At 52.0% G+C, this 13,437-nt stretch carries 7 protein-coding genes; all 7 read left to right on the plus strand.

Annotation, left to right across the window (positions count from 1 at the left end; genetic code table 11):
- Positions 1-2: 2 nt before the first annotated feature.
- The 7 genes from EHT25_RS12175 (at position 3) to EHT25_RS12205 (ending at position 13,431) form a co-directional block, all read left to right on the plus strand.
- The gene (locus EHT25_RS12175) at positions 3-1,196 is read left to right on the plus strand and encodes a glycosyltransferase family 4 protein (RefSeq protein ID WP_124874815.1); all 1,194 of its coding nucleotides are present in this window, start codon (positions 3-5) and stop codon (positions 1,194-1,196) included.
- A gap of 3 nt (positions 1,197-1,199) precedes the next feature.
- Complete coding sequence (locus tag EHT25_RS12180) at positions 1,200-2,360, plus strand: glycosyltransferase (RefSeq protein WP_124874817.1); 1,161 nt, start codon at positions 1,200-1,202, stop codon at positions 2,358-2,360.
- Positions 2,361-2,365: 5 nt separating this feature from the next.
- On the plus strand, positions 2,366-3,520 hold the full coding sequence (locus EHT25_RS12185; protein WP_124874819.1) for a glycosyltransferase family 4 protein: 1,155 nt from the start codon (positions 2,366-2,368) through the stop codon (positions 3,518-3,520).
- Positions 3,486-4,058 (plus strand): DapH/DapD/GlmU-related protein, encoded by a 573-nt coding sequence (locus EHT25_RS12190; protein WP_124874821.1) that lies wholly within the window; start codon positions 3,486-3,488, stop codon positions 4,056-4,058. The genes EHT25_RS12185 and EHT25_RS12190 overlap by 35 nt, the downstream gene beginning before the upstream one ends.
- A gap of 12 nt (positions 4,059-4,070) precedes the next feature.
- Complete coding sequence (locus EHT25_RS12195) at positions 4,071-4,901, plus strand: glycosyltransferase family 2 protein (RefSeq protein ID WP_124874823.1); 831 nt, start codon at positions 4,071-4,073, stop codon at positions 4,899-4,901.
- Between the two features lie 131 nt (positions 4,902-5,032).
- Complete coding sequence (locus EHT25_RS12200; protein WP_124874825.1) at positions 5,033-6,295, plus strand: WcaI family glycosyltransferase; 1,263 nt, start codon at positions 5,033-5,035, stop codon at positions 6,293-6,295.
- Positions 6,296-6,735: 440 nt separating this feature from the next.
- Positions 6,736-13,431, plus strand: coding sequence for a polyketide synthase (locus EHT25_RS12205; protein WP_229311504.1), 6,696 nt, complete (start codon positions 6,736-6,738; stop codon positions 13,429-13,431).
- Positions 13,432-13,437 lie beyond the last annotated feature (6 nt).

The following is a 13,437-nucleotide window of genomic DNA, read 5'->3' on the forward strand; positions in this document are numbered from 1 at the left end:
GCATGCGGATCGTTATTTTTTGTCACCCTTCTTTTCTCGGTTCGCAGAGCATGCCCCGCTATGCCCACTGGCTCGCCGGCGGCATGCAGGAACGGGGCCACGAAGTGGAGTCGTGGCAACCCAAACCGGTTTTTTACACGCTTTCCGTACCCGGTTTTTTCAGGAAATGGCTGGGTTACATCGATCAATATATTCTATTCCCGATTCAGGTTCGGAAACGGATCAAGGCGTTGTCCCGGCAAACGTTATTTGTCTTTGCCGATCAGGCGCTGGGTCCCTGGGTGCCACTGGTGGCAAACCGACCGCACGTCATTCATTGCCACGATTTTCTGGCGCAACGATCGGCGCTGGGCGAAATTCCGGAGAATCGAACGGGCTGGACGGGAAAATCCTACCAGGCCTACATCCGCCGAGGGTACCGAACAGGGAAACATTTCATCTCCATTTCCAACAAAACCCGGGCGGATCTGCACCAGTTTTTACGGACTCAGCCACCGGTTTCGGCGGTTGTCTACAATGGTGTCAATCCCGTTTACACGCCGGGGCTGGCTGCCGAATCGCGTTCGGTTTTAAGCCAGCGGTTTGGGATCGATTTATCGGCGGGTTACATCGTCCATGTGGGCGGCAATCAGTGGTATAAAAACCGCAAAGGCGTGCTGGAAATTTATGCGGTCTGGCGAAAAGCGTATGAACGAAGCTTGCCGCTGTTGCTGATCGGTGAAAAACCTTCGGCCGAACTAATGGAGCTGGCCCAGGCGTCCGGTTTTCAGAACGACATTCATTTTTTGACGGACGTAGACGATCAGCACGTGGTACATGCCTACCGGGGTGCTCAGGTGTTCCTTTTTCCGTCGCTGGCCGAAGGATTTGGCTGGCCCATCGTGGAAGCAATGGCCTGCGGGTGTCGGGTGGTCACCACCGACGCGGCTCCCATGACCGAAGTGGCCGGTAGCGCGGCCGTGCTGCTCCGCCGAAAACCGCTCGACGACCGCGATCGGCTGATCTGGGCGGGCGAAGGGGCTATTTGCCTGGAACGCATCCTGAATGAAACGCCGGAAAAACGCGCCGAACTGATCCGGGAAGGGTTTAAAAACAGTCAACGATTTAACAGCGACAAAGCGCTCGATTCCGTTGCGGACACCTACCAGAACATTCTGGACACGTATCGTTTTACCACCCAGACCGCCACGATCTAATTCATGCAAATTCTTCACGTCGTCTCTGGGTTAGATCCAAAATCGGGTGGGGTCAGTCAGGCACTGCAGACGATGATCAAGGGTTTGTCGGCACTTTCGGTGCGCAGTGAAGTGGTCACGCTGGATGATCCGCAGGCGGTTTATTTACAGCAGATGGCGTTCCCGGTGTATGCGACAGGCCCCACGAAAAGCTCCTGGCAGTACAGTCCGAATTTCCGATCCTGGATGGACGACCACGTAGCGAAGTACGATCTGGTTCTTGTTCACGGTCTCTGGCACTACCATACCTACGGGACCTACCAGGCCTGGGCGCAGTTAAAATCAAAAAAGCCCCGGCTGTATGTCATGCCCCACGGGATGCTGGACCCCTGGTTTCAGCGGGCAGCGGGGCGGAAACTAAAGGCCCTTCGGAACTGGCTTTTCTGGCGTTTAATCGAAAATATCCTGATCAATAAAGCCGACGGTTTGCTGTTTACCTGCGAAATGGAAAAGGAACTGGCGGAAATAACTTTCCGGCCTTACCTGCCAAAATCGAAAAAAGTAGTAAGTCTCGGCGTCGAATCGCCCCCGGTTTTTACACTGGCGATGAAAAAAGCGTTTATCGAAAAATGCAGGGGACTGAACCGGCCTTTTATGCTGTTTATCAGCCGGATTAACGTTAAAAAAGGCGTTGATTTATTAATCAATGCGTACTTGAGATTGAAGGCGGAAGGGATTGAACTACCCCAGCTGGTGATTGCCGGGCCGGGTCTGGAAACCGCTTACGGGCAGGAAATGCAACAACTGGCGGACGGAGATCCAGACATTCTGTTTCCGGGAATGCTCGAAGGTAACGCCAAATGGGGCGGTTTTTACAGTTGTGAAGCGTTTGTCCTGCCCAGTCATCAGGAAAATTTCGGGGTTGCGGTTGTCGAAGCGCTGGCCTGTTCCAAACCGGTTCTGATTTCGAATCAGGTTAATATCTGGAAAGAAATCGCCCTCGAACAGGCCGGAATCATCGAGCAGGATACTGAAAACGGCACGTATGCCCTGCTCCGGCGCTGGACAACCCTGACGAGCGACCAGCAACAAGAGATGGCACGCCGGGCAAAGATCGCTTTTGAAACTCATTTCACCGTGGCGCAGGCTTCTGAACGGATGCTGCACGCTCTGAATCGTAATTAAATCGTATGCGTATTGCCATTATACAGGGAGCCTTTTTGCCGGTACCACCCGTCCGGGGCGGAGCGGTCGAAAAGATCTGGTACCGAATGGGACAGGAATTTGCCGTCATGGGGCACGATGTCGTTCACATTGGTCGGTCCCATCCCGGTTTGCCCGAACAGGAAGTCGTCAATGGGGTAACCTACGTACGGATTCCGGGTTACGAAACGCCTTCGTCGCTCCTGAAACTTAAGTTTCTGGATTTATTGTACTCGATTCGGGCGGTTAAAACGTTGCCGGATGAAGTCGATGTCATTGTGACCAACACGTTCTGGGCGCCCTTCTTACTGCGGGGGAAACGCGGGAAAAAAGTCTATGTAGACGTGCAGCGGGTGCCCAAAGGTCAGATGAAATTTTACCGCCACGTGGGCGTCCTGAGAGGTTGTTCACCGGCAATCAGCGAAGGCATCCGGCAAGAACTGGCCCCTGAATTCCACCACCTGGTCTCTTACGTTCCCAATCCGGTTCCGTTTGACATTAAAAATCTTTCCATAAACCGGGAAAAAACGCTGCTGTTTGTTGGGCGGCTGCATCCCGAAAAAGGCGTTCATGTCTTATTGAAAGCCTTTCGGTTGCTCGAAAAAGAGCAGTTTTCGGGCTGGAAGCTGAAAATTGTTGGTCCTTCTGCTTTTGAAGACGGGGGCGGGGGCGATGCCTATTACCAGGAATTACAGCAGCTTTCGGCCGGAATGAACGTGGAATGGATCGGACCGGTTTTTTCGGATGACACCCTGATTACGTACTACGCGGAAGCCGGTATTTTCTGTTATCCCGCCCAGGAAGGCAGTGGCGACGCGGCTCCGGTGGCTCCGCGGGAGGCAATGGCCTACGGGGCCGTGCCGGTGGTGTCGGGTCTGGGGTGTTTTCAGGATTTCATTCAGGACGACGAGAACGGACTCTATTATGACCATACTTCGCCGGATCAGGTCGGGCAGCTGGCTCAGGTACTTTCCGCACTCATGAATGACGAAAACCGCTTGAAGCGGCTTTCGAAACAGGCCGTCCGGGTGAATACCGAGTATGCCATTCCCGTGATTGCCCAACGATTTATGGATGATTTCAGGAAGATTTATCCCGCCAGAAAAAATGATAAAAACCCATCAGCAAGCGTCAGCATATGACAGCCCTTGGACGGTAGCGCAGCGGATCAAAATGATCAGCTGGCAATTTGTCTGGGCGATTTTCTGTTCGTGGACGCCTAAACCGGCCAATCCCTGGCGTCTGTTCTGGTTGAGGGCTTTTGGGGCGCAACTGAGCGGAAAACCGTTTGTGCACCAAAACGCCCGGATTCAGATTCCCTGGAACCTGGTACTTCACGACCGCGCCTGTCTGGGCGACGGTGCCAACGCCTATTCGCTGGACCGGATTGAAATTCACGAACATGCCACCGTGGCTCAGGAAGCGTATCTCTGCACCGGAACGCACGCATTCGATCAACCCGCCCGGAACCTGGTCACGGCACCCATTGTCATCGGTGCCCACGCTTTTGTCGGTGCCAGATCGTTCATCATGCCGGGCATTACGGTGGGTGCCGAGGCCATTGTGGGGGCGTGTAGTGTGGTGACCAAAGACGTGCGCCCGTTCGAAGTAGTGGCCGGAAATCCCGCCCGGATCATTCGGAAAAGAGAGTTGACGGCCGTTCGTACGGCCGTAAGTTGATATTCTTACAAAATGATTTCAGTACTTATACTCACCAAGAACGAAGAACAGGATTTGCCGGGTTGTTTACAATCCGTTGCCTGGTGTAACGACATCCACGTTTTTGATTCCTTCAGTGACGACAAAACGGTGGATATTGCCCGGGCGGCCGGTGCCACCATCACGCAGCGTAAATTTGACAACTGGGCTGCCCATCAGAACTGGGGCCTGGCCAATATTCCGTTCAAACACAACTGGGTGCTCTACATCGACGCGGATGAGCGGGTTTCCGAAAAACTGAAAGAGACGCTGTTACGCTTTTCTTCAGTCGACGCAGAGGTGGTTGCCTACGAAATTCAACGGCGCGATTTTGCCTGGAATGGCCGGTGGCTGAAACACGCCCAGATGTCGCCTTTTTACCTGCGTCTTTTTCGGCCCGATAAAATGCAGTACAAACGGCTGGTCAACCCGGTTTCCATTCCGGATGGAAAAGTGGCCCGGATCGACGGTTTCCTGGATCATTACCCCTTCAGTAAAGGCTTTCGGTTCTGGTGGCAGCGGCACCTTAGCTATGCGGATATGGAAGCCGCCATGCGGATGATGGACATGGATGCCGGTACCTCGTTTTCGTTTCAGAAAGCGGTTTTTAGCACCGATTTTAGCGAACGCCGGTATCATCAGAAGGGCATCTTTTACAAAATGCCCGGTCGTCCGTTCATCAAATGGTTTTACCTGGCCATCTGGCGACGCGGGTTTCTGGATGGGCGGGCCGGAGTGACCTATGCCGTGCTGCAGGCCGTTTATGAGTACTTCATTGTTCTGAAAACCAAAGAATTACAAGCTGCGTCCTCGTATCGGGCGTAACCCTATACCGGCATCTAAAACCGGTACTCAATCAGGTTTTGGATTGAAATAACGCAGGAGTAACCCGTGTAAAAAACCGGTTGATTTCAGTTTAGCAGGGGCTCGTGTGGTATCGCAAACGCAATTACGAAATGAGAATTCTGATTTACGGCATTAATTATTCACCCGAGCTCACCGGTATTGGTAAATATACGGGCGAAATGGGGGAGTGGCTGGCCGGAAATAAGCAGGAAGTGGATGTCATTACCGCCATGCCGTATTACCCGGAATGGGCCGTGCACGCTTCCCACAAACGGAAAGGGTGGCATACCGAATACATCGACGGGGTGCGGGTGCATCGCTGCCCGCTTTATGTACCCACCCGGGTAACCTCGCTGAAACGCATTCTGCACGAATTTTCCTTCGTGGTCAGCAGTTTGTGGTACTGGCTGCGGGTCTTTTTTGGAAAACGGTACGATGTCGTTATCTGCATATCCCCGCCCTTTCACCTGGGGTTGATTCCCGCCATTTACTCCCGGCTGCGCAAGGTGCCATTCTGGTGCCATATTCAGGATTTACAGATTGACATGGCCAAGGATTTGGGCATGATCACGAACCGTACGTTTCTGAATACCATGTTTAAAGTCGAATCGTATATTCTGAAGCGGTGCAGTGCGATTTCGACCATCAGCGAAGGAATGCTTCAGAAGGTAAAACTGAAAAACGGGGCTGGTTCCAAGTGCGTTCTGTTTCCGAACTGGGTCGATAGCACCCACATAAAACCGGTGCCGAAACCCCATTCGATGCGCGCCGAACTGGGCTTGCTGGATTCGGATCGGGTCATCCTCTATTCCGGAAGTCTGGGCGAAAAACAAGGGCTGGAAATCATTATCGCAGCCGCCCAGTCATTCGCGCAACAGCCGGATATCAAGTTTCTGATTGTTGGATCGGGCGGAGGAAAAACGAAGCTGGAAGCAACCGTTCGGGAATACGGATTAACGAATGTCGTGTTTCACCCGTTACAGCCGTATGAAAAATTGTCGGCTCTTTTGGGAACGGCCGATATCCACCTGGTCTTACAGAAAAAATCGGCTTCCGATCTGGTTCTTCCTTCAAAACTAACCGGAATTCTGGCTGCTGGCGGTTGTGCGCTGGTTTCGGCTGTTCCCGGCACCACCCTGTATGACGTTGTACACCGGCATGAAATGGGAATTCTGATTGAGCCGGAATCAGCTCAGGCATTGGAAGTAGCCATTGAACAAGCACTTTCTATGGATTTAAGTCCCTACCATACCAATGCCAGATGGTACGCGGAAACGTATTTAAACAAAGAAACGACACTCAACAAGTTCATTGGCGAGTTGCGAAAAATCACCGGTGAACCCCGTCCTCTGCCACTACTGGTCGATTTATAATCAATACCGGTTTTGACAAGGCTGATCGTGTTTTAATGATAGTCCGGATAAGCCGGGTCTGGGCAGATACTTACAGCTCATTTGGCCACGTAATGCACAGAGTATAATTACTTATTTATAAAATTACGCCATATACTAAATTAAGCGACTGGAAATAGTGCAATGGATTCTCATTTGTTGGATTATAAAGTATCTTTAAGTCTTAAAACTGCTCGTTAATTGGATTATTTCCCATTAAAATAGTACAATTAGTGAAGCGCGCAACAAGCGGTTTGCAAAGCAAAAAAAATGAGAAAATATTTTTATTGAACACGCCGGACTGCAGCGGTTTTTACGTAAAAAAACAAACAAAAACATAAATACATTTCATTTAAAATATTAATATAATTATATAAATACTTGAATAGATTTATTTTTTAATACCAAGGAATTGATTTAGAATGGAAACCCTGAATGAACCAAACATGCTTTTGGGTGCAATCCAGAAGACCGTAATCGATTTGTTTGCTGAGCAAGTTAGCAAGGCACCGGATCGTATTGCGGTTTTTTTTGATAAGCAGGGTATTACCTACCAGGAACTGGATGAGAAATCAAACCAGTTGGCTCGTTTTCTAATCAAAAAAGGAGTCAGAGCCGAAACGCTTGTCCCCATTTGTGTCAATCGCTCGCTGGAGATGATCATTGGCCTTTTGGGCATTCTGAAAGCGGGTGGGGCCTACGTTCCGCTTGACCCGGAATATCCGATTGACCGAATCAATTACAGTTTGGCGGATGTGGCTGCGGAAGTGATTCTGGCCGATAATCATTCGGTTCAGGTGCTGAAAGAAGGCAATAAAAACGCGGTAGTTATTGATTTAAATACGGATTGGGAAACGATAGCACTCGAATCAAAAGAAAGCGTGCAGCGCGTTATAACATCCGATAATCTGGCGTATGTCATTTATACATCCGGATCAACCGGGCGACCAAAAGGCGTTTTAATTGAACACCGTAGTTTGTTCAATTTCATACAAAATCAATCCATTGAATTCGCAATAAATGAAGAAGAAATAATTCTTCAAACCAGTAATTATGCGTTTGATCCGGCTACTGAACAGATTTTTCTGGCGTTATGTAACGGTGCCAAATTGGTATTAATTCGGAAAGAATCTCTTTTTAATCCGGATGAAATAACCCGACTGATTACGGAGCAAAATATTACGCACCTTCACGCAACACCGAGCTTATTGCGGTATATACCCGCTGACAAATACAGTAATTTAAAAAGAGTGGTTTCGGCGGGTGAAATCTGCCCGCCCGATCTCGCATCGGCCTGGGGTACGAAGGTACAATTTTATAACAAATACGGCCCCACCGAAGCCACAATAAGTTCAATTCAATACCGGTATTCGTCGGTCGGTCATCCGGAACGTGCCGTACCGATTGGGACGCCAATTGCCAATACGGAGATTTATATTTTAGACGAAACCGGGAATAAAGTTGCTGCCGAAACGGCTGGCGAAATCTACATTGGAGGGGCGGGTGTGGCACGCGGTTACCTCAATAATCCGCAGCTTACGGCCGAAAAATTCATTGCTAATCCGTTTGGTAATACACCCGGCGACCGGCTTTACAAAACCGGTGATACGGCAAAGTGGTTGGCGGATGGCACCATTGAATACATTGGCCGAATCGACGATCAGGTGAAAATCCGAGGCCATCGCATTGAGTTGAGCGAGATAGAAACCGTATTGGGTGGCCACGAAGCTATTGATCAATGCGTTGTCATTTCCCAGCCGGATCGTAACACCGGCCAGCGACTGGTTGCGTATGTGGTTGTCAACCGGGCAATCGATAACGCAGTTATCAAAGCGTATTTAGCGGGTAAATTACCCGAATATATGTTGCCGTCGTTGGTTGTCCAGATAGCCGCATTTCCGTTGACTTTTAACGGAAAAATCGATAAAAAAGCACTGCCAAAACCGGAAGGAGTACGTCCGGTTCTGTCCAGTTTATACATCGCTCCGGTTTCGCCAATCGAGCAAACCATTGAAACCATTTGGGCCGAAATATTACAGGTAGATAAAGTTGGAGTTGAAGATAATTTTTTTGAACTGGGCGGTAATTCGTTACTGGCTATTTCGGCAGTAACGCTGTTGAAAAAACGGTTTGGTTATACGCTGCCGATTACAAAATTGTATCAACAGCCAACCATTAAAGCACTGGCGGTATTTTTAGCAGCAGAAAAGAACCGTAAGGCAAAACAGGTAAAAATCAAAGAGGCAACCGATACCCAGGATATTGCAGTAATTGGTATGGCGGGTCGATTCCCCGGTGCCGACTCCATTGACGCACTTTGGACTATTTTAAAAACCGGTCAGGAAACCACCCATTTTTTCACCGAAGAAGAGCTGGATAAATCCATCCCAACGGGTCTGCGGAATGATGCCGACTATGTAAAAGCGCGGGGAGTTATTCAGAAAGCCGACGAATTTGATCCCCTGTTTTTTGGAATTAACCCGCGTCTGGCGGAGTTGATGGACCCGCAGCACCGTATCTTTCTGGAGATAGCCTGGGAAGCCCTCGAGAGTGCCGGGTATGATCCTCAGAAATACGACGGACCAATTGGTGTTTTTGGCGGTTGCCGGAACAATACGTACTACTATACCAACGTCCTGCCGAATGCCGAGCTGGTCGAACGGGTCGGCAGCTTTCAGGTAATGACGGCCAATGACAAGGATTACATTGCAACCCGGACGGCTTACGCCCTGAATCTGAAAGGCCCGGCCGTGACGGTGCAATCGGCCTGTTCCACGTCCCTGCTGGCCATTGCCCAGGCCGTCGACAGCATCCGGAATGGGCAGTGTGAGATGGCGCTGGCGGGTGGTGCCGCCATTGCCCAGCCGATCAACAGCGGGTATCTGTATCAGGAAGGGGCCATGTTGAGCAACGACGGCCATTGCCGCCCGTTTAGCGCCGATGCACAGGGAACGGTTTTCAGCGATGGCGCGGGCATCGTTCTGCTGAAAGGTCTGGAAGCAGCCCGGCGGGATGGCGATACGGTTTTTGCGGTGATCAAAGGCGTTGGCGTCAACAACGACGGGGGCGGAAAAGGCAGTTTCACGGCCCCGAACGCCGAGGGACAGGCGGGCGCTATTGCGATGGCGTTGCAGGATGCCCAGGTTGATCCCGCGACCCTGAGTTACATCGAAGCCCACGGAACCGCCACGCCCATCGGCGATCCGATCGAAATTGAAGGATTGAAAATGGCGTTCGGTGAGCTGCCATTTACCCAATTCTGCGCCATTGGTTCCATCAAAAGCAACATGGGGCACCTGACAACGGCGGCCGGCGTGGCCGGATTCATCAAAACCGTGTTGTCGCTGCACCACAAACAACTGCCGTCATCCATCCATTTTACGGCCCCCAACCCGGCCATTGATTTCAGCAATAGTCCTTTCTTTGTGAATACCGAGTTTCGGGACTGGTCGTCGGTGCTGGGTCCGCGCCGGGCGGGCGTCAGTTCTTTCGGCGTTGGCGGCACGAACGTCCACGTTGTGCTGGAAGAATATGCGGAAGAAATACCGGTCGAAAAGCTGGAAAAACCGGTGGCTGCCCGAACCGCACAGTTACTGACGTGGTCGGCCAAATCCACCACCAGCCGTGAGCAGTATGGCGCTTTGCTGGCCGATCACCTGCGCCAAAACCATCATCTGGATCTGGCGGATGTTGCTTTTACGCTGCACACGACCCGGGCGGCTTTTGCTCACCGGCGGTTTTTGGTGGCCGACGCCGGCGAGGAGCTGACGGAAAAACTCCGGGCTACAGCAGCAGGCGAAACAAAATCGATCAGTGCGCGTCCGGGCGAAGTGGCTTTTATGTTTCCGGGACAGGGCGCCCAATACCTCAACATGGGCCGCGAGCTGTACGAATCCGAGCCCGTTTACCAGCAGGCTATCGATGAATGTGCCGAGCTGTTGAATGCCTACCTGGAAACCGATATTCGCCGGATCATTTATCCGGACGAGGCAAACCGGAAAGCCGAAGAAAACCTGAAAAATACGCGGTTTACCCAGCCCGCTCTTTTTGTTACCGAATACGCGCTGGCCAAACTCTGGATGAGCTGGGGCATTGAGCCCTCCCTGTTTTGCGGCCACAGCATCGGCGAATTTGTGGGCGCGCATCTGGCGGGCGTTTTCAGCCTGGCCGATGCCTTGAAACTAATTACCATCCGCGGACGGCTGGTGAGCGAAATGCCGCGCGGAAGCATGCTTTCGGTGCGGATGGAAGCCGAAAAAATCGGCGCACTCATGCCTGAACCCTTGTCGATTGCCGCCATTAACAGCCATAAATTGTGCGTGGTAGCAGGTCACGACGAAGACATTGCGGCTTTTGCCAGCGTGCTGGATAGTCAGGGAATCCCGAACCGGGTGCTGGAAACGAGCCACGCGTTTCACTCGGTCATGATGGAACCGGTAGTGGCAGACTTCAAAAAAGTGGTTGACGAAGTGGTGCTGAACCGGCCCCGGAAACGCATCCTTTCGACCGTTACCGGAACCTGGCTGACGGACGCTCAGGCGACGGATTCGGACTACTGGGCGAAACACCTGCGGCTAACGGTCCGGTTTTCGGCGGCTCTGGAATCTATACTTAATCTAAATCAGCCGCTGTTAATCGAAGTGGGCCCCGGCAATGCCACCACGACGTTCGCGCGTCAACAGGCGGGTGCCCGGCCGGTGAACGTGGTGACGAGTCTGGACAAAAAAGGGGCGCAGACCGAATACACCTCCCTGCTGAAAGGCCTGGGGCAACTTTGGATCAATGGTCTGGAACCCGACTGGCAGGCGTTTCATGCCCACCAAAACCAGGTTAAACTGACTTTACCAACCTATGCTTTTGACCGGAAACGCTATTGGGTCGATCCGGTTATTCCCGCGCTATCCGCGCAAACTTCCTATCCATCAACGATTCCGGTAGCGTCTCAGCTACAAGTTGACAATTTTGCTGACACCTCTCTATCTATTGTTCCCATGAGAAAAGAAGTATTAATCAACAAAGTGAAAGAAATGCTGGAGAATGCCTCCGGCGTGGAGATGGAAGACGTGACTGCGGATATGAGTTTTCTGGAAATGGGACTCGATTCGCTACTCCTGACGCAGGTATCGTTAACGTTAAAGAAAGAGTTCGGTTTGCCGATTACCTTCCGGCAGTTGAACGAAGAATACGCGACGATCGACGCCCTCGTCGACTACCTCGATCGTCACTTACCCGCTGAAGCCTATAAACCCCAACCGGTTTCGCAACCTGTCTACCCACAACCAGCGCCAGCACCCCTACCCACGGCAGCCCCGGTTTCGGCTCCGGTCTTCCCGAATCCGATAAGCGTACAAGCGCACAGCGATTCCGTTCTGGACCTGATGGCCCGGCAACTGCAGATCATGGCACAGCAGATTGCGGTGATGCAGGGCGCACAGCTACAGCAACCTTCGTTGCCTCCCATTCCTTCAGCGGCCCCTCCGGCCAGTCAGAACGAAAAACCGGTCAATGGAAAACCGGTCGTTGCCAAAACCCCGGATCTGACACCCGAAGAAGAAATTGAAATTAAAAAACCGTTTGGCGCCAGCGCCCGCATCGAACGGCAGATTACGGAATTAAGCCCCAAACAAAAGACGTTTTTGCAACAACTCACCAGCCGGTATAACCAGAAAACCGTCGGGAGTAAGAATTATACGCAGGAACACCGGTCCTACATGGCCGATCCGCGGGTGGTTTCGGGCTTTAAACCGCTGACCAAAGAACTGGTTTACTCAATCGTCATCAATAAATCGAAAGGAAGCCGGTTGTGGGATGTCGATGGCAACGAATACATCGACATGCTGAACGGTTTTGGCTCGAACATGTTCGGGTATCAGCCGGAATTTGTCAAAAAAGCGCTCTATAGTCAGATCGAAAACGGATTTGAAATCGGGCCGCAGCACGCCCTCGCGGGCGAGGTCAGCCGCCTGATCTGTGAGTTTACCAAGTTCGACCGGGCGGCTTTGTGCAGCACCGGTTCCGAAGCCGTGCTGGGCGCCATGCGGATTGCCCGCACCGTTACGGGCCGTTCGCTGATTGTGGCGTTCACCGGTTCATACCACGGCATTGTGGATGAAGTGATTGTGCGGGGCAGCAAAAAACTGAAGTCGTATCCGGCTGCGCCGGGTATCATGCCGGAATCCGTCCAGAACATGCTGATTCTGGATTACGGTACGGACGAAAGTCTGAAAATCATCAAGGAACGGGCGCACGAATTGGCGGCTGTTTTGGTCGAACCGGTACAAAGCCGACGCCCGGAGTTTGTCCCGATCGAGTTTCTGAAAGAAGTGCGCAAAATCACGGCAGCTGCGGGAACGGCCCTGATTTTTGATGAAGTGATTACCGGTTTTCGGATGCACCCCGGCGGAACACAGGCGATGTTCGGAATCAAAGCCGATCTGGCGTCCTACGGGAAAGTGGTGGGCGGGGGTATTCCCATCGGGATTATTGCGGGCGATAAAGACTACATGGACGTGCTCGACGGCGGTTTCTGGCAATACGGCGATGCGTCGTTCCCCGAAAAAGGAGTGACGTATTTTGCCGGTACATTTGTCCGGCACCCGCTGGCACTGGCCACGGCCAAAGCGTCGCTGCTCCACCTGAAAGAAGTCGGCCCCGGTTTGCAGAAAGGACTCACCAGCAAGGCTGAACGCATTGCCCGGGAACTGAACGCCGAATTCGACCGCCATCAGATTCCGCTCTACGTGGCCCAGTTTGGCTCGCTCTGGAAAATCAAGCCGAAAGAAGAAATCCCGTACGGCGAACTCCTTTTTGTGTTGATGCGCGAAAAAGGCATTCACATCTGGGACGGTTTTCCGTGTTTCATTACCGAAGCCCATACCGACGCCGAAATCGATCTGGTGCTCAAGCGGTTTTTCGAATCCATTCAGGAACTGATCGAGGCCGATATTTTTAAATCGAATCCGAGAGCGGTTTTGCCAAAAGAAAAAACCGAACGCCCTTACGCGTTCAATCAGCCGCCAACGCCCGGCGCCCGGCTGGGTCGCGATCAGGACGGCAATCCGGCCTGGTTCATCGCCGACCCGGATCAGCCGGGGCATTATTTGCAGATTAAAATTTGATTAAAA

The organism is Larkinella rosea (assembly GCF_003858635.1).
GTDB lineage: Bacteria > Bacteroidota > Bacteroidia > Cytophagales > Spirosomataceae > Larkinella > Larkinella rosea.